The organism is Mycobacterium sp. IDUB_5 (genome assembly GCF_055419565.1).
The window spans coordinates 572,515-593,223 of the sequence record NZ_JBVAXX010000003.1; the positions used below are offsets into that span (position 1 = coordinate 572,515).

General features: G+C 68.2%; 18 protein-coding genes. 15 read left to right on the forward strand and 3 right to left on the reverse strand.

All coding sequences use genetic code 11. The features are described 5' to 3' along the window. The first annotated feature begins 1 nt into the window (after nucleotide 1). On the forward strand, nucleotides 2-493 hold the full coding sequence (locus ACZY1G_RS12005; RefSeq protein ID WP_463822495.1) for a hypothetical protein: 492 nt from the start codon (nucleotides 2-4) through the stop codon (nucleotides 491-493). Here ACZY1G_RS12005 and ACZY1G_RS12010 read toward each other — a convergent pair. Beyond that, nucleotides 490-1,794 (reverse strand): alpha/beta hydrolase, encoded by a 1,305-nt coding sequence (locus tag ACZY1G_RS12010; protein ID WP_463822496.1) that lies wholly within the window; start codon nucleotides 1,792-1,794, stop codon nucleotides 490-492. The two genes, ACZY1G_RS12005 and ACZY1G_RS12010, sit on opposite strands and share 4 nt — an antisense overlap. 53 nt (nucleotides 1,795-1,847) lie before the next feature. Between ACZY1G_RS12010 and ACZY1G_RS12015 the strand changes: the two genes are divergently transcribed. The 9 genes from ACZY1G_RS12015 (at nucleotide 1,848) to secA (ending at nucleotide 12,671) form a co-directional block, all read left to right on the forward strand. After that, a complete protein-coding gene (locus ACZY1G_RS12015) occupies nucleotides 1,848-2,486 on the forward strand; it encodes a dTMP kinase (protein WP_463814512.1) in 639 nt (212 codons plus the stop codon). A 72-nt stretch (nucleotides 2,487-2,558) separates the two neighbouring features. Then, nucleotides 2,559-3,239: a hypothetical protein gene (locus ACZY1G_RS12020; protein ID WP_463814513.1), complete on the forward strand. Its 681-nt coding sequence runs from the start codon at nucleotides 2,559-2,561 to the stop codon at nucleotides 3,237-3,239. A gap of 66 nt (nucleotides 3,240-3,305) precedes the next feature. Further along, nucleotides 3,306-3,992 carry a two-component system response regulator MtrA gene (mtrA, locus tag ACZY1G_RS12025; protein WP_163686772.1) on the forward strand — a complete coding sequence of 229 codons (687 nt, stop codon included), beginning with the start codon at nucleotides 3,306-3,308 and terminating at the stop codon, nucleotides 3,990-3,992. A gap of 45 nt (nucleotides 3,993-4,037) precedes the next feature. Further along, entirely contained in the window at nucleotides 4,038-5,690 is a 1,653-nt protein-coding gene (mtrB, locus tag ACZY1G_RS12030) for an MtrAB system histidine kinase MtrB (protein ID WP_463814514.1), read from the forward strand. An 8-nt stretch (nucleotides 5,691-5,698) separates the two neighbouring features. Beyond that, the gene (gene lpqB, locus ACZY1G_RS12035; protein ID WP_463814881.1) at nucleotides 5,699-7,447 is read left to right on the forward strand and encodes an MtrAB system accessory lipoprotein LpqB; all 1,749 of its coding nucleotides are present in this window, start codon (nucleotides 5,699-5,701) and stop codon (nucleotides 7,445-7,447) included. A gap of 26 nt (nucleotides 7,448-7,473) precedes the next feature. After that, the gene (locus ACZY1G_RS12040) at nucleotides 7,474-7,911 is read left to right on the forward strand and encodes a QcrA and Rieske domain-containing protein (RefSeq protein ID WP_463814515.1); all 438 of its coding nucleotides are present in this window, start codon (nucleotides 7,474-7,476) and stop codon (nucleotides 7,909-7,911) included. Nucleotides 7,912-8,132: 221 nt separating this feature from the next. After that, a complete protein-coding gene (locus ACZY1G_RS12045; RefSeq protein ID WP_463814516.1) occupies nucleotides 8,133-8,774 on the forward strand; it encodes a ComF family protein in 642 nt (213 codons plus the stop codon). Nucleotides 8,775-9,100: 326 nt separating this feature from the next. Then, nucleotides 9,101-9,745: a ribosome hibernation-promoting factor, HPF/YfiA family gene (gene hpf / locus ACZY1G_RS12050; protein WP_463822620.1), complete on the forward strand. Its 645-nt coding sequence runs from the start codon at nucleotides 9,101-9,103 to the stop codon at nucleotides 9,743-9,745. A 112-nt stretch (nucleotides 9,746-9,857) separates the two neighbouring features. Then, nucleotides 9,858-12,671 (forward strand): preprotein translocase subunit SecA, encoded by a 2,814-nt coding sequence (gene secA, locus ACZY1G_RS12055; protein ID WP_463814517.1) that lies wholly within the window; start codon nucleotides 9,858-9,860, stop codon nucleotides 12,669-12,671. Nucleotides 12,672-12,675: 4 nt separating this feature from the next. On the opposite strand, the gene ACZY1G_RS12060 is transcribed toward secA, so the two are convergent. Further along, the gene (locus tag ACZY1G_RS12060; protein WP_463814518.1) at nucleotides 12,676-13,155 is read right to left on the reverse strand and encodes an Rv3235 family protein; all 480 of its coding nucleotides are present in this window, start codon (nucleotides 13,153-13,155) and stop codon (nucleotides 12,676-12,678) included. 165 nt (nucleotides 13,156-13,320) lie between these two features. Here ACZY1G_RS12060 and ACZY1G_RS12065 point away from each other — a divergent pair, with 165 nt between their 5' ends. From ACZY1G_RS12065 to ACZY1G_RS12085, 5 genes are all read left to right on the forward strand, one after another. Continuing rightward, nucleotides 13,321-14,730 (forward strand): WS/DGAT/MGAT family O-acyltransferase, encoded by a 1,410-nt coding sequence (locus ACZY1G_RS12065; RefSeq protein WP_463822497.1) that lies wholly within the window; start codon nucleotides 13,321-13,323, stop codon nucleotides 14,728-14,730. Between the two features lie 60 nt (nucleotides 14,731-14,790). Continuing rightward, a complete protein-coding gene (locus tag ACZY1G_RS12070) occupies nucleotides 14,791-16,587 on the forward strand; it encodes a BCCT family transporter (RefSeq protein ID WP_463814520.1) in 1,797 nt (598 codons plus the stop codon). Nucleotides 16,588-16,615: 28 nt separating this feature from the next. After that, entirely contained in the window at nucleotides 16,616-17,113 is a 498-nt protein-coding gene (locus tag ACZY1G_RS12075; protein ID WP_463822498.1) for a DUF6912 family protein, read from the forward strand. Between the two features lie 68 nt (nucleotides 17,114-17,181). Further along, nucleotides 17,182-18,321 carry a ferredoxin reductase gene (locus ACZY1G_RS12080; protein WP_463814522.1) on the forward strand — a complete coding sequence of 380 codons (1,140 nt, stop codon included), beginning with the start codon at nucleotides 17,182-17,184 and terminating at the stop codon, nucleotides 18,319-18,321. 72 nt (nucleotides 18,322-18,393) lie between these two features. After that, nucleotides 18,394-19,644, forward strand: a complete 1,251-nt coding sequence (locus ACZY1G_RS12085) for a fatty acid desaturase family protein (protein ID WP_463814523.1) — start codon at nucleotides 18,394-18,396, stop codon at nucleotides 19,642-19,644. 98 nt (nucleotides 19,645-19,742) lie between these two features. Here ACZY1G_RS12085 and ACZY1G_RS12090 read toward each other — a convergent pair whose 3' ends face one another. Continuing rightward, nucleotides 19,743-20,588: an aldo/keto reductase gene (locus ACZY1G_RS12090; protein WP_463822499.1), complete on the reverse strand. Its 846-nt coding sequence runs from the start codon at nucleotides 20,586-20,588 to the stop codon at nucleotides 19,743-19,745. Nucleotides 20,589-20,709: the final 121 nt, after the last annotated feature.

Below are 20,709 nucleotides of genomic sequence, written 5' to 3' on the forward strand. Positions count from 1 at the left end.
CATGACGAATCGGGCGCGCGCGGCGACACTCAGTGCCGTCGGGCGCGCCCTTTTCGTTGCGTCGCTTCTGCTGACCGGGTGTCAGAGCCCCGCGCAGGAGGCGCCTGAGACCACCGCGTCCCGGCCCGCGATCGACGTCCGGCACGACACCGGCGAGCTGGCACGCACCTTTCCCGCGCTCGGCGTCCCGGTCGCGGCGTCGTGGATCCGCTGGGACAACTCCGGTACGGCCTCACAGGCCACTGCGGTGTGGATCGACGCCGTCGTCGCGGTGACCCCGGCGACCATGGCTACGCTTCTGCGCCAGCATGTTTCAGAGCCGACCGAGCATCGGCCCGCCGTCCAGAAGGTGCTCGAGGCCGACGTCCCGCCCGGGCCGTTCCGCACCGGGGTGGAGCTGAACATGGCGTTCTCGCCGGGGCGCATGAGCACCCGGGTGTTCCTCGACCCGCCGCGCGACTCCGTCGTGCTGCAGTCCTACGACCTCCGCTAGACCAGGCCCAGCTGGTCGTAGATCGTCGGACGCCACTGGCGTGCTTGAGAATTGACGAAGATGCCGCCCAGCGCCCAGTCGTGCATCTGCCCGTCACCGATCACCACGGTGAAATTCGCGTCAGGGTCCTGGGCGAGCAGCTTGTCGCGGAACATCAGGTCGCCGGGGTAGGGCCGTTCGACGGTTCCGACGTAGATCGCCGTCGGCGGCAACCCGGTCAGATCGTCGACCATGATCGGATTGATGTGCGGGTCATCGGGATTCACGCTGCCGCCGGGTGTCGGCGCGGGACGCGGCGGAATGATCGGATCGTCGATGTCGTCGACGATGGGCCCGGACAGCGTCAGATGCAGCACCGGGGAGATCAGCACCATCCGCGACGGCTGATCCTCCTCGGGATCGCAGGCCGCGTCGGCCCGGCACCGGCGCACCAACTCCTGCGCCACCAACATCGCGTACGTGCCACCCGCGGAATCGCCATACAGAGCCACGTTGTCGGTGCCGTGCTCGGCGATCATCAGCGACAGGTAGTCCGCCATCGGCGGCACCAGCCCCTCGAGCGTCGCGGTGCCCTTGGGTGGCGCCAACGGGTAGATCGGCACCACCACCGTCGCGCCCGTCTGACGGGCCATCGCCGTGTAGTCGGCCCAGTTGATGATGTTCGCCTCGGCGACGAAACCGCCGCCGTGCAGCGCCAGCACGTACTCGTCCGTCGGCTTGCGCTTCGGGGTGATCGTCACGACTTTCATTCCGCTGTACGTGCTTTCGGTGACCGTGACCCGGCCGCTCACCCACTTGGGCGGGCTTGTGTAGGTCACACTGCCGCCGTCTCCGTCGAGGAAGGGGGGGTCCTCCTCACGCAGCTTCTGCAGCGTCCGCAGGATCAAGCGATCCCGCAGCGACGGGGGACCGGTGACCACGGTCTGCGGCCCCTCGGTGATGTCGCGGATCCGGTCACGTCGAGTGACGCTGCTCAAGGGAAGCAACGGCGCGGTGAGATCCGGGGCTGTGGGCTCGTCGGTGTCAGACTCCGCCGCGGCGCGTTTCTTCGGCGCAAAAAGGCGCTTGCGCTCGGTGGGTTCGTCACGCTCGCGGGTGCGCTCCGCCACGCGGGTGCGCAGCCGCGGCGCGGCGTCCCTGTCCGCCGACGCTGACACCGACCGCACCTGACTGTGCGTAGCGGTGTCCCCACCGTCGTCGGCCGCGGAAACACCGCAGCCCAACCCCAGCAGCGCCGCCGCGCCGACCCCCGCTGCGACGGCGCATCCAGCTACCGTTGCGACATTGCTCTGACCCCTCATCGTGCATACCTATCACCTCCGGTGTCCGCACCGCACTGGATTAGGCTCACCTCGTGCTCATCGTCATAGAAGGTGTCGACGGCGCGGGGAAGCGAACCCTGACCAATGGGTTGCGGTCAGCGTTCGAAGCAAACGGCCACTCGGTGGCGAATCTGGCCTTCCCGCGGTACGGAGTGTCGGTGCCCGCTGACCTGGCCGCCGAGGCGCTGCACGGCCGACACGGCGACCTCGCCGACTCCGTCTATGCGATGGCCGTGCTCTTCGCGATGGACCGGGCCGGTGCGCGCGCCGAGATCGACCACCTCACCGGGGCGTACTCCGTGGTGATCCTGGACCGCTACGTCGCCTCCAACGCCGCCTACAGCGCCGCGCGTCTGCACCAGGGGGTCGACGGGGACATGGTCGCCTGGGTTCACGACCTGGAGTACGGACGGCTGCAACTCCCCGCGCCGCACGTGCAGGTCCTGCTCGACGTGCCGACCGAACTGGCCGCGGCACGCGCGGCGAGCAGGGAAGCGCACGACGCCGACCGCACACGCGACGCCTACGAACGCGACGACGGGCTGCAGCGCCGCACCGGCGCCGTCTACGCCGAGCTCGCCGCGGCCTCCTGGGGCGGGCCCTGGGCCGTGGTGCCGCCCGATGTCGACGCCGCGGCACTCGCGGAGCGGTTGCTCGGCGAACCCGGTTAGCAAGACGAAACCGCGCCTGAGACGTACGCTCCGATCGGGGAGTCGCACAGCGGCACACGACAAGGGGGATCGATGGTCGTTCGCACTCGAATTCAGGCCGACATGGTGGCGCGGATCGACGAAGTGGTCGCCGATCTCAAGGCAGCCGGACAGCGATTCGACCAGGGCCGGATGCTCGAGGGCCGCGAGGTGGCCCGCCACATCGGCCGCCTGGTCCACGGGACCGCGTCGTCGCGCGCACTGATCGACGAGCTGGGTGTGGGGCAACTGCTCACGTGGGTCGACACCGCCGGTGTGGTCAACCCCAAGACCGCGGCGTCCGCGGCGTGCCTGACGCTGATGAAGATCCGCACCGGTTCGCAGCGCTGCGGAGAGTTCGTGCCGAAGCTCGGGATGTATCCGCCCGCGCCGATCCGCACCCGCGACGGTCAGCACATCGACCGCGGATCACGCATCCCGTTCGAGCACTGGTGGACCAATCCCGTCGTCAAAGACGCTGACGGAGCGGAGTTCTCCCGCAAGCAGTTGGTGCTGGCCCTGGCCGCAGGCTCCGATGCCGCGGCCGCCGACGGCGAGGCCGCCGCCGCCCTGGCCGCACTGGCCGCCAGCCCGTCCCTGGGGCAGGCGCTCGACGACGATCCGGCGGCGACCGGGCTGGAGCGCAACCCCGTGATGGCCAGCGCACGCCAGATCGGTTACGAAGTTCTGCAGTCGATCAGCCAGCAGCGCGACATCATCGACGCCTGCGCCTGAATTCGGCCCGGTTGGGACGCGAAACGCCCGTGTGGTAACCGGGGTTTATAGCGCATCGGTGACACCATGGACACCATGAGGCAAAGGATCCTGGTCGTCGACGACGACCCTTCGCTGGCTGAGATGCTCACCATCGTGCTGCGCGGCGAAGGTTTCGACACCGCCGTCATCGGAGACGGCACCCAGGCGCTCACCGCTGTGCGGGAACTTCGGCCCGACCTGGTGCTGCTCGACCTGATGCTGCCCGGCATGAACGGTATCGACGTGTGCCGCGTGCTGCGGGCCGATTCCGGCGTGCCGATCGTGATGCTGACCGCCAAGACCGACACCGTCGACGTGGTGCTCGGGCTGGAATCCGGCGCCGACGACTACGTGATGAAGCCGTTCAAGCCCAAGGAGCTGGTGGCCCGCGTGCGCGCGCGGCTGCGGCGCAACGAGGACGAGCCGGCCGAGATGCTCTCGATCGCCGACGTCGACATCGACGTTCCCGCGCACAAGGTCACCCGGCTGGGCGAGCAGATCTCGCTGACCCCGCTCGAGTTCGACCTGCTGGTGGCGCTGGCACGGAAACCGCGCCAGGTGTTTACTCGTGATGTGCTGCTCGAACAGGTGTGGGGTTACCGCCACCCCGCCGACACCCGTTTGGTGAACGTGCATGTGCAGCGGCTGCGGGCCAAGGTCGAGAAGGACCCAGAGAACCCGCAGGTGGTGCTGACCGTTCGAGGAGTGGGATACAAGGCCGGACCTCCGTGATCGGACGGCCCGCCCGGGTGAAGCTCCCGTCGTGATGCACCGCCCATGATCTTCGGTTCGCGGCGGCGCATCCACCGGCGATCGGCCCCCCTGGTCCGCGGCCTGGGTGTGGTGGGCCGCGCCGTGAGCCTGGCGTGGCGCCGGTCCCTGCAGCTGCGTGTCGTCACGCTGACCCTGGGGCTCTCACTCACCGTCATCATGGTGCTCGGCTTCGTGCTCACCAGCCAGATCACCGACCGCATCCTCGAAGTCAAGGTCGGTGCGGCAACCGAGGAGATCGAACGCGCGCGCACCACGGTCAGCGGCATCGTCGGCGGTGAGGAAACCCGCTCCCTCGACAGCAGCCTGCAGCTGGCCCGCAACACCCTGATCGACCGCAAGGCCGATGCCGGAGCCGGACTGGCCGGCGCCTTCGACGCCGTGCTGATCGTCCCCGGCGACGGTCCGCGCGCGGCAACCGCCGCCGGTCCCATCGACCAGATCCCGAACTCGTTGCGCGACTTCGTCAAAGCCGGTCAGGTCAGCTACCAGTACGCCACCGTGCGCACCGACGGCTTCTCCGGTCCGGCCCTGGTGATCGGCAGTCCGACGTCGTCGTCGACGTCCGCGGTCACCAATCTCGAGCTGTACCTGATCTTTCCGCTGAACAACGAGCAGTCCACCATCGCGCTGGTGCGCGGCACGATGGCCACCGGTGGCGTGGTGCTGCTGGGCCTGCTCGCCGCGATCGCACTGCTGGTGGCCCGCCAGATCGTGCTGCCGGTGCGCTCGGCGTCACGCATCGCCGAACGCTTCGCCGAGGGCCACTTGAGTGAACGCATGCCGGTACGCGGTGAGGACGACATGGCGCGACTCGCCGTGTCGTTCAACGACATGGCCGAGAGTCTGCAGCGGCAGATCACCCAGCTCGAAGAGTTCGGAAACCTGCAGCGGCGCTTCACCTCTGACGTCAGCCACGAGCTGCGCACCCCGCTGACCACCGTGCGGATGGCCGCCGATCTCATCCATGACCACGCCGAGGAACTCGACCCCGCGCTGCGCCGCTCCACCGAACTGATGGTCAACGAACTGGACCGGTTCGAATCGCTGCTCAACGATCTGCTCGAGATCTCCCGCCACGACGCCGGTGTCGCCGAACTCGCCGTCGAGGCGGTCGACCTCCGCTCGATCGTGCGCAGCGCCCTCGACAACGTCGGGCACCTCGCCGAGGAAGCGTCGGTCGACATGATGGTCGACCTGCCCGCCGACGGGATCATCGCCGAAGTGGACCCGCGCCGCGTCGAGCGGATTCTGCGCAACCTGATCGCCAACGCCATCGACCATGCCGAACGCAAACCGGTGCGCATCCGGATGGCGGCCGACGCCGACACCGTCGCGGTCACCGTCCGCGATTACGGCGTCGGCCTGCGGCCCGGCGAGGAGAAGCTGGTGTTCAGCCGGTTCTGGCGGGCCGACCCGTCGCGGGTGCGCCGCTCCGGCGGCACCGGCCTCGGCCTGGCGATCAGCATCGAAGACGCGCGGCTGCACCAGGGCCGGTTGGAAGCCTGGGGGGAGCCGGGCAAGGGCGCCTGCTTCCGGCTGACGCTGCCGCTGGTGCGGGGGCACAAGGTGACCAGCAGCCCGCTGCCCGTCAAACCGATCGGGGAACCGTCAGGGGTGCCGACGCGCCGCCGCGAACCCGCCGGGGAGAGCGTGTGACACGCGCACTGGCGGCGCTGCTGACCGTGCTCGCCCTGGTGCTCGCCGGCTGTGCCGGCGTGCCGAGTTCGTCGTCACCGCAGGCGATCGGCACCGTGGACCGGCCCGCCCCGCCGAGCCTGCCCAAGCCGACGCCGGGCATGGACCCCGACGTGCTGCTGCGCGAATTCCTCAAAGCCACCGCTGACCCGGCCAGCCGGCACCTCGCCGCCCGGCAGTTCCTCACAGAATCGGCGTCCAGCGGGTGGGACGACGCCGGTAGCGCGTTGTTGATCGACAACGTCGTCTTCGTCGAAACCCGTACACCGGAACGGGTTTCGGTCACCATGAAGGCCGACATCCTGGGCTCGCTGTCCGACATGGGCGTGTTCGAGACCGGCGAGGGTGCCCTGCCCGACCCCGGCCCGATCGAACTGGTCAAAACCCCCGGCGGCTGGCGCATCGACCGACTGCCCAACGGCGTGTTCCTCGACTGGCAGCAGTTCCAGGCCACCTACAAGCGCAGCACCCTGTACTTCGCCGATCCCACCGGCAAGACCGTCGTACCGGATCCGCGCTACGTCGCCGTCTCCGAAACCGACCAGCTGGCAACGGAACTGGTCAGCAAGCTGATCGCGGGGCCGCGACCGGAGATGGAGAAGACGGTCCGCAACCTTCTCGGTTCGCCGCTGCGGCTCCGCGGACCGGTCACCCGTGCCGACGGTGGCAAGACAGGCGTCGGACGCGGTTACGGTGGGGCGCGCATCGACCTCGAGAACCTGTCCACCACCGACCCGCACAGCAGGCAACTGCTTGCCGCACAGATCATCTGGACGCTGTCGCGGGCCGGGATCAACGGGCCGTACGTGATCAACGCCGACGGCGCCGCGCTCGACGACCGGTTCGCCGACGGGTGGGACACCGGCGACGTCGCCGCCACCGACCCCGGCGCCGCCGACGGTGCCGCGGCAGGCCTGCACGCCCTCGTCGGCGGCTCCCTGGTGTCGCTGGACGGACAGCTCGCCCCGCGCGTGCCCGGCTCCTTCGGCGCCATGCCCGGCCAGACCGCCGCGTCGCTGTCACGCACCGGCCAGGAAGTCGCATCCATCGTCACGCTGCGCCCCGGCGCCCCCGACATGGCGTCGTCGCTGTGGGTGGGACCGTTGGGCGGCAACGCAACCCAGGCGATGGACGGACGCAACCTGACCCGGCCCAGCTGGGCGCTCGACGACGCGATCTGGGTCGTCGTCGATGGCATCAACGTCGTGCGCGTCATCCAGGACGCCTCCGGCCAACCCGCCCGCATCCCCGTCGACGCGACCGCGGTGGCCGGCCGGTTCCCCGGCGTCATCACCGAACTGCAGCTCTCGCGGGACGGCACGCGCGCCGCGATGGTCATCGAGCGCCACGTGATCCTCGCCGGCGTCGAGCAGACCCCCGGCGGCGGATACGCGCTGACCTATCCGCGCCGGCTCGGATACGGGCTCGGCGACACCGTGGTGTCGCTCGGCTGGCGCACCGGCGACGACATCGTGGTCAGCCGCACCGACCCGCAACATCCCGTGTCCTACGTCAATCTCGACGGGGTGAACTCCGACGGGCCCAGCCGCAACCTGCTGATGCCCGTCACCACAGTGGCCGCCAACCCCTCGGTGGTCTACGTCGCCGACGCACGCGGCGTGCTCCAGCTGTCCGGTTCGGGCGCCGAAGGCGATCCCACCTGGACCGAAGTCCGTCCGCTCATGGGAGCGGGGGCACTGCCGGTGCTGCCGGGCTGACAGACCAGCGACGAAAGGGGTTGGGAATGGACATCAATACCGAGGTGACGCGCAAGACCGTGCTCACCGGCGCGGGCATCGGCGTGGCTGCGGTCGCGCTGGCGGCGTGCTCGGGAGGGTCCTCGTCGGAGTCGGGCGCGTCGTCATCGGCGGAGTCGTCGGCGCCGTCCGGGTCGTCTGGTTCGGCCGAGGCGCTGGCGAAGACCGCGGACGTGCCGGTCGGCTCCGGCGTGATCGTCGGCAAGACCGTTGTCACGCAGCCGAGCGCCGGTGATTTCAAAGCCTTCTCGGCGGTGTGCACGCATTCGGGGTGCCTGGTCAACAAGATCGCCGACGGCACCATCGACTGTCCCTGCCACGGCAGCAAGTTCAGCCTCGACGGGGCGGTGGTCAACGGTCCGGCGAAGAAGCCGCTGGAGCCAGTCACCGTTCGGGTGCAGGGGGATTCGATCGTCGCGGGGTAGACCGGTGGGGCCTGCCTCTCCCGCAGGCCCACCGGTCTCGCAGCCGAAGTTACCGGCTGGCGCGAAGGGGTCTGCGCGGCAATTTCCCGGCTGCCGATGAGAAGCCATGGCTGTGATCGGCACGCGATCACGACCAGGAACGTCCCCCGCAAGCGGAAGGTGCCCCCAATTCCGCGGAGCAGGGGCGACGGGCTGTCGGTGGCCGCGGCCATAGTGACGGCGTGCTCGATCTCGTCTTACCCCTGCACTGCGGCGGCTGCGGTGCCCCGCCGACCGCATGGTGTGCAGCATGCGCACAGGAACTGGCGGTGCGCCCCGACGAGCCCCACCTCGTCACCCCTCGGGTGGACCCCGGCGTGCCCGTGTTCTCCCTCGGCCGCTACGCCGGCGCCCGTCGCCAGGCGATCGTCGCCGCCAAGGAGCGCGGCCGCACCGACCTCCTCGATCCGCTCGGTGACGCCCTGCACGCGGCACTGCATCACCTGCTGACCTGGGGTCTGCTCGACACCCCGCTGACGCTGGTGCCCGCCCCGACCCGGCGCACCTCTGCGCGCCGCCGCGGCGGCGATCCCGTCACCCGCCTCACGCGCCACGCCGCACGCAGCCTGCCCCAGGTCACCGTCGCACCGTCGTTGCGCCTGGCGCCGTTCACGCGGGACTCGGTCGGGCTGTCCAGCGCCGCCCGCCAGCGCAACATCGCCGGGCGCATACGCCTCACCCGGGGGATGTCCGGCGGTATCTCCGGTGACGTCGTCGTGGTCGACGACATCGTCACCACCGGCGCCACCGCCACCGAGTCGACACGCGTCCTGCAAACTCACGGCGCCGCCGTCGTCGCGGTCCTCGTTGTCGCGCACGCCTGAGCTACTGCGTTACCCGCTCATCAAGCTGCCGTGAAGAACTGAAAACAGGTCGGTCGAATCAGTGGCACGAACACATGAACTGCGACTACCTTCGACACCAACCATCCGTGAACAGCTCACGGCGGCGCTCAGAACACGAGACGCCGATATCGCGCCAGCGGTAGGAGGTGAGTAGTCGACACCTTGCACCGGCGAGCGGCGCCAACCAGATATGCCCCGTCGGCGCGATTTCTTCATCAGCAGGCACGCATGACGTGCATCCGCGAGAGAGAATCGAGTTGCCAAGCATGTCAGTAAATTCCGTGGACTCCGACAACACGATGGTGATGGACCCCGACGCGACAGGAGCGTCCGACCCGGCGGCTCACGCCGAGGTGGTGGTGACCGGTCGCAATGTCGAGGTTCCCGACCACTTCCGCGTCTTCGTGGCCGAGAAGTTGTCACGCCTGGAACGATTCGACCGCACCATCTACCTCTTCGACGTCGAACTCGATCACGAGAAGAACCGACGTCAACGCAAGAACTGCCAGCACGTGGAGATCACCGCGAAGGGTCGCGGTCCCGTGGTCCGCGGCGAGGCCTGCGCCGACAGCTTCTACGCGGCATTCGAATCCGCGGTGAGCAAACTCGAAGCCCGGCTGCGCAAGAGCAAGGACCGCCGCAAGATCCACTACGGCGACAAGCGACCCGAGTCGCTGCACGAGGCCACCGCGCTCGAACGTCTCGACGCCGCCTTCGCCGTGCCGACCGAAACGTCGGCGCCGCCCGCCGACACCCTCGACGACCACGAACCCGGCCGGATCGTGCGCACCAAGGAACACTCGGCCACCCCGATGACTGTCGACGACGCGCTCTACGAGATGGAGCTGGTCGGCCACGATTTCTTCCTGTTCCACGACAAGGAGAGCGACCGGCCCTGCGTCGTGTACCGCCGCCATGCCTACGACTACGGCTTGATTCGCCTGGCCTGAGCTGATCCGGCGCGCTCGAGGACCGTCAGGGTTGCCGGGCGCGCCGGGTTCGCCCCGTACGATGGGGACGTCCAACGCGTGACGCATCCATCGACGCAAGAGGTTATACAGCGTGCTCTCGAAGTTGCTCCGTCTCGGCGAAGGCCGCATGGTCAAACGCCTCAAGGGGGTGGCTGACTACGTCAACACCCTGTCCGACGATGTCGAGAAGCTCTCCGACGCCGAGCTCCGAGCCAAGACCGCAGCCTTCAAGGCTCGCCTGGCCGACGGCGAGGACCTCGATGACCTGCTGCCCGAGGCGTTCGCCGTGGCGCGGGAAGCCGCATGGCGCGTGCTCAACCAGCGCCACTTCGACGTCCAGGTGATGGGCGGCGCCGCCCTGCACTTCGGCAACGTCGCCGAGATGAAGACCGGTGAGGGCAAGACCCTGACCGCCGTGCTGCCGGCCTACCTCAACGCGCTGACGGGCAAGGGCGTCCACATCGTCACCGTCAACGATTACCTGGCCAAGCGCGACGCCGAGCAGATGGGCCGCGTGCACCGCTTTCTCGGCCTCGACGTCGGCGTCATCCTGTCGCAGCTGACCCCCGACGAGCGTCGCACCGCCTACGCCGCCGACATCACCTACGGCACCAACGTCGAGTTCGGGTTCGACTACCTGCGCGACAACATGGCGCTGCGCCTCGAGGACTGCGTCCAGCGCGGCTTCAACTACGCCATCGTCGACGAGGTGGACTCGATCCTCATCGACGAGGCCCGCACCCCGCTGATCATCTCCGGTCCCGTCGACGGTCAGTCGAACTGGTACAGCGAGTTCGCCCGGCTGGCCCCGCTGATGGAGAAGGACACCCACTACGAGGTCGACATCAAGAAGCGCACCGTCGGCGTGCACGAGGCCGGCGTCGCATTCGTCGAAGACCAGCTCGGCATCGAGAACCTGTACGAAGCAGCGAATTCGCCGCTGGTCAGCTATCTGAACAACGCGCTGAAGGCCAAGGAGCTCTTCGAGCGCGACAAGCACTACATCGTCCGCAACGGCGAGGTCCTCATCGTCGACGAGTTCACCGGCCGCATGCTGGTCGGCCGCCGCTACAACGAGGGTCTGCACCAGGCCATCGAGGCCAAGGAGCACGTCGAGATCAAGGCGGAGAACCAGACCGTCGCGACCGTGACGCTGCAGAACTACTTCCGCATGTACGACAAGCTCGCGGGCATGACCGGTACCGCCGAGACCGAGGCCGCCGAGCTGCACGAGATCTACAAGCTCGGCGTGGTGCCGATCCCCACCAACAAGCCGATGATCCGGACCGACCAGTCCGACCTGATCTACAAGACCGAGGAAGCCAAGTTCATCGCGGTCGTCGACGACGTCACCGAGCGCTACGAAAAGGGCCAGCCGGTGCTGATCGGTACGACGAGCGTGGAGCGTTCGGAGTTCCTCGCCCGGCAGTTCGAGAAGCGCCGCATTCCGCACAACGTGCTGAACGCGAAGTACCACGAGCAGGAAGCCGGCATCATCGCCGAGGCGGGACGCGTCGGCGCGGTCACGGTGGCCACGAACATGGCCGGCCGCGGTACCGACATCGTGCTCGGCGGCAACGTCGACTACCTGCTGGACCGGCAGCTGCGTCAGCGCGGCCTCGATCCCATCGAGACCGCCGACGAGTACGAGGCGGCCTGGCACGAGGAGCTGCCTGCGGTCAAGGCGCAGGTCGCCTCGGAGGCCAAGGACGTCGTCGCCGCCGGCGGTCTGTACGTGCTCGGCACCGAACGGCACGAGTCCCGCCGCATCGACAATCAGCTGCGCGGCCGCTCCGGCCGTCAGGGCGACCCCGGCGAGTCCCGCTTCTACCTGTCGCTGGCCGATGAGCTGATGCGCCGCTTCAACGGTGCCACGCTGGAGACGTTGCTGACCCGGCTCAACCTGCCCGACGACGTCCCGATCGAGGCCAAGATGGTCTCCCGCGCCATCAAGAGCGCGCAGACGCAGGTCGAGCAGCAGAACTTCGACATCCGCAAGGAAGTTCTCAAGTACGACGAGGTGATGAACCAGCAGCGCAAGGTCATCTACGCCGAGCGCCGCCGCATCCTGGAAGGCGAGAACCTCGCCGAGCAGGCCCACACCATGCTCGTCGACGTCATCACCGCCTACGTCGACGGCGCCACCGCCGAGGGCTACTCCGAGGACTGGGACCTCGAGAAGCTGTGGGAGAGCCTGCGTCAGCTCTACCCGGTCGGCATCGACCACAACGACCTGATCGACTCCGACGCCGTCGGCGAGCCCGGTGAGCTCACCCGCAAGGAACTGCTCGATGCCCTGATCGCCGACGCCGAGCGGGCCTACGCCGAGCGGGAAGCCGAGATCGAGTCGCTCGCCGGTGAGGGAGCGATGCGTCAGCTGGAACGCAACGTGCTGCTCAACGTGCTCGACCGCAAGTGGCGCGAACACCTCTACGAGATGGACTACCTGCGCGAGGGCATCGGCCTGCGTGGCCTGGCCCAGCAGCGGCCCGAGGTCGAGTACGCGCGCGAGGGCTACGACATGTTCATCGGCATGCTCGAGGGCATGAAGGAGGAGTCGGTCGGCTTCCTGTTCAACGTGCAGGTCGAGGCCGCCCCGCAACCGGCGGTCGCGCCGGTCGCGGCGCCGCCCGGGCTGGCCGACTTCGCCGCCGCGGCCGCCGCTGCCCAGGAGCAGGGTGCTGTGGCCACGAAGGAGCGGCCGAACCCGCTGCGCGCCAAGGGAATCGACGGCGACGGGCAGCCGAAGCTGACCTACACCGGACCGTCGGAGGACGGCTCGGCGGAGGTCAAGCGGTCCGGTGACGCCGGCGGCACCACCAAGCCGGGCGGCGGTGGGACGCGCCGCGAACGCCGTGAGGCGGCTCGCGCGCAGAAGTCCGGCCGGCACGCGCGCCGCCGGTAACCCGTCACCCGATCTGCAGCGCCACCATTCGCCATGCGTCTCGGTGGCGCTCGATGCGCGCCGCGATGGCATGGACGCGACCGGAGCGGCTGAACGAGGCGAACACCTCGGCGGCTGTGGGCTCGTCCGGGCCGGCGTGTACGGCGCGCACCCGAACACGGTGCAGCGTCGCGCTGCCTGTTCGCGGGGCGCGGGCGCGGACCAGTACGCGATCGATGAGCGGCGGCGTCATCAACGGCCGGAGCGCGGCGACGGGCCGACGCCGGTCGATCACCTCGATCGTCTGCAGGAGCGCGGCTTCGGCGAACGTGACGGCCGACTTCGGGGGAGGGGCCTCCCGCGGGGCAGGCCGGTGCGGACGGATGCGGTGCAGCGACGACCCCGACGGGATGGGGCACTGCTGACCCAGCGGCGCGGGGGCGGGTTCGCAGTCGATCACCGGTGAGGTGACCCAGGTGGGGGATGGTAGGAAAATTGAGGTCATGACGGTTCTCCAGCGGTCGGCGGGGATGGCGCGCCTGCTGGAGAGTGGCAGACCTGTCGATGATGACACGGCTCACCGACCCCTCGAAGCACCCGTTATGCGCACCCCGCGCCGGTGCCGATACCGTGAGGCGTCTCGAAGGCACAGGGAGGGGGCGGCGCGGCAGTGGTGACCAGGTTGTCGTCGTCGGATGCGTCCTTCTTCCGGCTGGAGAACTCCGCCACCCCCATGTACGTCGGGTCGCTGGAGATCGTGCGCAAACCGCGCAACGGCCTGAGCTACGAGACGCTGCTCGAGACCATCGAGCGGCGGCTCCCGCAGATTCCCCGCTACCGGCAGAAGGTCCGCGAGGTCGGCTTCGGGCTGGCGCGGCCCGTCTGGGTCGACGACCGCGACTTCGACATCACCTATCACGTCCGGCGCTCGGCGCTGCCGTCCCCGGGCAGCGATGCGCAGCTGCACGAGTTGATCGCGCGCCTGGCGTCCCGGCCCCTCGACAAGTCCCGGCCGCTGTGGGAGATGTATCTGGTCGAGGGCCTGGCCAAGAACCGCATCGCGATCTACACGAAATCGCACCAGGCTCTGGTCAACGGCATGAGGGCGCAGGAAATCGGGCACGTGATCGCAGACCGCACCCAGAAGCAGCCCGAGTTCGACGAGGACATCTGGATTCCGGGGCGCGAGCCGTCCGACCGGCAGCTGTTGATCGGCGCCCTCGGCGAATGGATCGCCCGGCCCACCCAGCAGGCAGCTGCGGTGCGCTCCGCGCTGACCGAGGCGGTGACCAACACCGGTCAGCTCGTTGAGCTGGGCCGGCGGGCGGCCGACGTCGCCCGGATCGTCGCCCGCGGCACGGCGCCCAGCAGCCCGCTGAACACCACGGTGTCCCGCAACCGGCGGTTCTCCGTCGCCTCGGCCAACCTCGACGAGTTCCGGATGGTGCGGGCGCGCTACGACTGCGACATCAACGACGTGGTGCTCGCCGTCGTCGCCGGCGCGCTGCGCAACTGGCTGCTCTCGCGTGGGGAACCCGTCACCGCGACGACGACGGTGCGGGCGATGGCCCCGATGTCGGTCTACCCCGACACCGAAGGCGACTCGTCCGGTCCCGGTCAGGCCGTCGGTGAGGTGGCGCCCTTCCTGATCGACCTGCCCGTCGGGGAGGGCAACGCCGTCGTGCGGCTCTCCCAGATTGCCCACGCCACCGAATCGCACCCCACCGCGGGAGCGCTGGTCGACGCCCGCAGCATCATCACGCTGTCGGGCTTCGCGCCGCCGACGCTGCACGCGATGGGCATCCGGGTGGCGACCAGCTTCTCGGCGCGTCAGTTCAACCTGCTGATCACCAACGCGCCCGGCGCGCAGAAGCAGATGTACATCGCCGGGGCCAAGCTCATCGAGACATATGCGGTGCCGCCGCTGCTGCACAACCAGGCGCTCGCGATCGGCGTCACGTCCTACAACGGCACGCTGTACTTCGGCATCAACGCCGATCGCGACGCCATGAGCGACGTCGACATGCTGCCCGATCTGATGCGCGAGGCGCTCGACGAACTGGTGGAGGCCGCGAAGTAGCCCTCCGGTGGCCGGGGGCTGAAGTTGACGACTGCCCCGAGTCAGAGTCGAATGTTGCAGATGTCGACCTCTGAAGACGAACTGACGACAGGCGTGGCGGGCGGCAGCGGTTCCACCGGCACCGAATCCACCGGTACGGAATCCACCGGCGCCGGTCCCATCCCCGTCGCTCATCCGGTGCTCGACGTGCACGTCGAGGACTCGCACCTCACCCACTCCCGGGGCCTCGACTGGGTGGTGTTCGGCGTCACCGCCGTCATCGCGCTGGCGTTCCTGGCCTGGGGCTTCATCAGCGTCGATACGCTGGCCAGCGCCTCCCAGACCGCGCTGACCTGGGTGATGGACAAGACCGGATGGCTGTTCGTGCTCACCAGCACGGGCTTCGTCGTCTTCGTGCTCTACCTCGCGCTCGGGCGCTACGGCACGATCCCGCTGGGCCGCGACGACGAGCCGCCGGAGTTCAACGGCATCTCCTGGGTCGCGATGATGTTCAGCGCCGGCATGGGCATCGGCCTGATGTTCTTCGGCGTCGCAGAACCTCTCACGCACTTCGTCACACCGCCTCCCGGCACCGGTGCCGAAGGCAATCCCGAAGCCGTGCAGCACGCGATGGCGACCACGCTGTTCCACTGGACGCTCCACCCGTGGGCGATCTACGCCGTCGTCGGGCTGGCCATCGCCTACGGCGTCTACCGCAAGGGCCGCCTGCAGCTGATCAGTTCGGCGTTCGAGCCGCTGCTCGGGAGCCGGGCGAACGGCTCGTGGGGCAGGGTCATCGACATGCTGGCGATCTTCGCCACGCTGTTCGGCTCGGCCGCGTCACTTGGCCTGGGCGCGTTGCAGATTCGCAGTGGCCTGCAGATCGTCGCCGGGATCGGTGAGACCGGCAACGCGATCCTCGTCGTCATCATCACCGTGCTCACGGTGTGCTTCGTGCTGTCGGCGGTATCAGGGGTGTCCCGGGGCATCCAGTGGCTGTCGAACATCAACATGGTGCTGGCCGTGCTGCTGGCGGCCTTCGTCTTCGTCGTCGGCCCAACGGTTTTCATCCTGAACCTGCTGCCGACCTCGCTGGGGAGCTACTTCGCCGACCTGAACATGATGTCGGCGCGCACCGGTGCCGAGGGCAGCGCGGTGAACACCTGGCTGCAGTCGTGGACGATCTTCTACTGGGCCTGGTGGGTCTCGTGGACGCCGTTCGTCGGCATGTTCATCGCGCGAATCTCCCGCGGCCGCACCATCCGTCAGTTCGTGGCGGGTGTGCTGGTGGTGCCGAGCGTGGTGTCTCTGGTCTGGTTCGCGATCTTCGGTGGCGCGGCAATCAACGTGCAGCAGAACGGAACCGACCTCGCCGGCGAGGGCGGCGTGGAAGAGCAGCTGTTCACGCTGCTCGACCAGTATCCGATCGCGATCATCGCGAGCATCATCGTGATGATCCTGGTCGCGATCTTCTTCGTCTCGGGCGCCGACGCCGCGTCCATCGTGATGGGTTCGCTGTCGGAGAAGGGCACCATCCATCCCAGCCGGGGCACCGTCATCTTCTGGGGCGTGGCCACCGGCGCGGTGGCTGCGGTGATGCTCCTGGTCGGCGGCGAGGATGCCCTCAACGGCTTGCAGACGATCACGATCATCGCGGCGCTGCCGTTCCTGCTGGTGATGGTCGCGATGGCGGTGGCCCTGCTGAAGGACTTGCGCCGGGACCCGAAGATCCTCCGGCGGGCGTATGCCGCCGAGGTGGTCGACAGCGCGGTGGTCGCCGGCGTCACCCAGCACGGCGACGACTTCATCATCCCCGTCGAGAAGGACCCGAACTGCACCTCTGACGGAGACGCACCCAAGGGCTCGCCGAGCACCTGAGCCGGGCGCGCCCACTACGCTCAGGCGAGTGCGCGTCTTCGTCCCCGCGACCCTGGCCATGCTGCAGCGGCTGGTCGCCGATGGAACTCTTCGTCCCGTCAACGGCACCGCGTTCGCGGTGACGCCCACGTTGCGGGAGGCCTACGCCGAGGGGGACGAGGAGGAGCTGGCCGACGTCGCGCTGCGTGACGCCGCGCTGGCGTCGCTGCGACTGCTCGGCGACGAGGGGGAGACCGGGCTGCCGAGCCGGCGCGCGGTACTCGAAGTCGACGCCGACGACGTCACTCTGCGGCCCGACCTCGACGATGCCGTGGTGCGGGTGGCTGGTGAGATCGTCCTGGGGAAGGTTATCGCGGCGTACGTCGACAACGCGGCGGCGGAGGCGGCAGTGTCGGCGGCCGTCGCCGCTGTCGACGAGGCGGATCTGGGAGACGAGGACGCCGAGCTGACGGTCGGAGATGCACAGGACCACGATTTGGCCTGGTATGCGACGCAGGAGCTGCCTTTCCTGCTGGAGCTGCTGTGATGCACTGGCTACGGATGCGTAAGTTACGGTACCGTAGGTTGAGCAACAGCGATTCGGCAGGAGCTCCCATGGCCAAGACAACGATCAAATCGACTGCCAAGGTCGCCGACACCGTGCGGCCGACCATCGCCGGGGCGAAAGAGCGGCCCGGTCTGCACTTCTTGCGGACGGTCGCCGAACGCATCACCACGCCGCTGTTGCCCGACGACTACCTGAAACTGGCCAACCCGCTGTGGTCGGCACGGGAACTGCGCGGCCGCGTGCTGGAGGTGCGGCGCGAGACCGTCGACTCAGCGACCATCGTCATCAAGCCCGGGTGGGGGTTCTCGTTCGACTACCAGGCCGGCCAGTACATCGGCATCGGCCTGCTGGTCGACGGTCGCTGGCGGTGGCGGTCCTACTCGCTGACCAGCAGCCCCGTCACCAGCAGGGGTTCGCGCACCATCACGATCACCGTCAAGGCGATGCCCGAGGGGTTCCTGTCCAGCCACCTCGTCGGCGGCGTCGAGCCCGGCACCATCGTGAGATTGGCTGCGCCGCAAGGCAACTTCGTCATGCCTGATCCCGCTCCGGCGTCAGTGCTGTTCCTGACTGCCGGCTCGGGCATCACCCCGGTGATCTCGATGCTGCGCACGCTGAGCCGGCGCGGCCAACTCGGTAACGTGGTGCACGTGCACTCCGCACCGACCGAGGCCGACGTGATGTTCGCCGAGGAATTGTCCGCGATGGCCTACCGCCACTCCGACTACAGGCTGGTGCTGCGGACCACCCGCAGCCAAGGCCGGCTGGATCTCGCCCGCCTCGACGACGTCGTTCCCGACTGGCGGGAGCGCCAGACGTGGGCGTGCGGGCCCGAGGCGATGCTGGAAGCGGCCGAGCGCACCTGGGCCGCCGCCGGGATCGACGATCGGCTGCACCTCGAGCGGTTCGCCGTCACCCGCGGCGGCCACGGCAGCGGCGGCACGGTCACGTTCGCCCGTGCCGACAAAGAGGTCGTCGTCGATGGCGCGACCTCACTGATGGATGCCGGCGAGGCGGCGGGCATCCAGATGCCGTTCGGGTGCCGGATGGGCATCTGCCAGTCATGTGTCGTCGGACTGCTCGACGGGCACGTCAAGGATCTGAGGACGGGCGTCGAGCACGAACCCGGCAGCCGAGTGCAGACCTGCGTCTCGGCCGCATCCGGAGACTGCACACTCGACGTGTGACCTTTACCCGCTAGTAACCTACGGATTCGTAGGTTACGCTAGCGTAGGTATGCGAGAGGAGGGGTGGAACCCATGGCAATCACCGACGTACCGGAGTTCGCTCATCTATCAGAAGCGGACGTCGAAGGCCTGGCGCGTGAACTCGACGCGATAAGGCAGGACATCGAAGACTCCCGCGGGGCGCGCGACGCGCGCTACATCCGCCGCACCATCGCCGTCCAGCGTGCGCTCGAGGTCGCAGGTCGGCTGATGCTCGCCGGCAGTTCCAAGCGGGCCTACTGGTGGGCTGGCGCGTCGACGCTGGGCGTGGCCAAGATCATCGAGAACATGGAGATCGGTCACAACGTCATGCACGGCCAGTGGGATTGGATGAACGATCCCGAGATCCACTCGTCGTCCTGGGAGTGGGACATGAGCGGTGCCTCCAAGCACTGGCGCTTCACTCACAACTTCATGCACCACAAGTACACGAACATCCTCGGGATGGACGACGACGTGGGCTACGGCGTCATCCGGGTCACCCGTGACCAGCGTTGGACGCCGATGAACCTCGGCAACCTGTTCTTCAACACGCTGCTCTGTGTGGCTTTCGAGTGGGGCGTGGGACTGCAGCATCTCGAGCTCGGCAAGATCTTCACGGGCCGTGACGACCGCAAGGCGACGATGGGCCGGATCAAGGAGTTCGGCGTGAAGGCCGGCCACCAGGTCGCCAAGGATTACGTGGCCTACCCGGCGCTGACATCACTGTCTCCGGCGGCATCCTTCACGTCCACACTGAAGGCCAACGCCATGGCCAACGTCATCCGCAACGTGTGGGCCAACGCCGTGATCTTCTGCGGCCACTTCCCCGACGGCGCAGAGAAATTCACCAAGACCGACATGATCGGCGAGACGCGCGGCGAGTGGTACCTGCGTCAGATGCTCGGCAGCGCGAACTTCAAGAACGGCCCCCTGCTGCGGTTCATGAGCGGCAACCTGTGCCACCAGATCGAGCATCACCTGTTCCCGGATCTCCCGAGCAACCGCTACTACGAGATCTCGGTGCGGGTGCGTGAGATCTGCGACAAGTACGACCTGCCGTACACGACGGGTTCGTTCCTGGTGCAGTACGGCAAATCGTGGCGCACCATCGCGAAACTGTCTCTGCCGGACCGGTTCCTGAGCGACACCGCCGACGATGCACCCGAGACCCGCAGCGAGCGGATGTTCGTGGAGCTGGACCCCTCCGAGCGGCGTGGTCTGAAATCCGCGATCGCAGCGGTGCGTGCGCGCCGGCGTGCCCGCAAGGCCGCCGTGCTCGAGAACCGGGAAATGGCCGCCTGATTTCCTGCTGATTTCTCTGCTGAACAGACACAAACTCGGGCCACGCCACGGCGTGTCGCCCGAGTTTGTGTCTGTTCGCGGGGTTGGGGACCCGGGATTTACGGGACGTAGTCGAACGTGTCCGGGTTCGGGCCGGTGCGGCCGTCCTCACCCTTGTCCAGCGCCGAGATCGCGTCCACGTCCTCACTGCCGAGCTCGAAGTCGAACAGTGCGAAGTTGTCCTTGATGCGCTGCTCGGTCACCGACTTGGGGAACACGATGTCGCCACGCTGGATGTGCCAACGCAGCACCACCTGAGCCGGAGTCTTGCCGGCCTGCTCGGCGATGCGGGTGATCACCGGATCGTCGAGCACCTTGCCCTGCGCGATCGGCGACCAGGCCTCGGTCGCGATGCCGTGCTGCGCACCGTAGGAGCGCACTTCCTCGTTGGTGAAGTACGGATGCACCTCGATCTGGTTGACGGCCGGGACGGTGCCCGTCTCCGCGGCCAGCCGCTCGAGATGGTCGACCTGGAAATTGGAGACGCCGACGCTGCGGGCGCGGCCGTCTTTGGCGAACTCCTCCAACGTCTTCCACGTCGAGACGTAGTCGCCGTCGTAGAGCGTGGGCAGCGGCCAGTGGATCAGGAACAGGTCGACGTAGTCGAAGCCGAGTTCCGAGAGCGTCTTGTCGAAGGCCCGGCGTGCGTCGTCGGGCTTGTGGAAGCCGTTGTTCAGCTTGCTGGTGATGAACACCTCGCCCCGGTCGATGCCGGAATTGCGGATGCCTTCGCCGACACCCTTCTCGTTCTGGTACATCTCCGCGGTGTCGATGTGGCGGTAACCGATGTCCAGAGCCGTCTTCACCGCGTCCGCGGTCTCGTCGGGCTTGATCTGGTAGACGCCGAATCCCAGCTGAGGGATCGTCGCGCCGTTGTTGAGCGTGATGGTGGGTACGTGTGTCACAGTCCATTCCTCCTTCGCGGGGCAGCGTGCCCGGTCGACGTGGGCGGCAAACACGGTCGCGAGATCGTCGGCAGGCGGTCAGATTCTGCCCCCGATCGGGCGCGAGCGCGCGCTCGCCAGA

Coding starts and splice junctions, on each gene's coding strand:
- mtrB (WP_463814514.1), top strand. CDS start 4,038: ATGATCTTCGGTTCGCGGCGGCGCATCCACCGGCGATCGGCCCCCCTG.
- ACZY1G_RS12020 (WP_463814513.1), top strand. CDS start 2,559: ATGGTCGTTCGCACTCGAATTCAGGCCGACATGGTGGCGCGGATCGAC.
- mtrA (WP_163686772.1), top strand. CDS start 3,306: ATGGACACCATGAGGCAAAGGATCCTGGTCGTCGACGACGACCCTTCG.
- ACZY1G_RS12060 (WP_463814518.1), bottom strand. CDS start 13,155: ATGACCTCAATTTTCCTACCATCCCCCACCTGGGTCACCTCACCGGTG.
- ACZY1G_RS12040 (WP_463814515.1), top strand. CDS start 7,474: ATGGACATCAATACCGAGGTGACGCGCAAGACCGTGCTCACCGGCGCG.
- ACZY1G_RS12005 (WP_463822495.1), top strand. CDS start 2: ATGACGAATCGGGCGCGCGCGGCGACACTCAGTGCCGTCGGGCGCGCC.
- ACZY1G_RS12070 (WP_463814520.1), top strand. CDS start 14,791: ATGTCGACCTCTGAAGACGAACTGACGACAGGCGTGGCGGGCGGCAGC.
- ACZY1G_RS12085 (WP_463814523.1), top strand. CDS start 18,394: ATGGCAATCACCGACGTACCGGAGTTCGCTCATCTATCAGAAGCGGAC.
- hpf (WP_463822620.1), top strand. CDS start 9,101: ATGGACCCCGACGCGACAGGAGCGTCCGACCCGGCGGCTCACGCCGAG.
- ACZY1G_RS12080 (WP_463814522.1), top strand. CDS start 17,182: ATGGCCAAGACAACGATCAAATCGACTGCCAAGGTCGCCGACACCGTG.
- ACZY1G_RS12010 (WP_463822496.1), bottom strand. CDS start 1,794: ATGAGGGGTCAGAGCAATGTCGCAACGGTAGCTGGATGCGCCGTCGCA.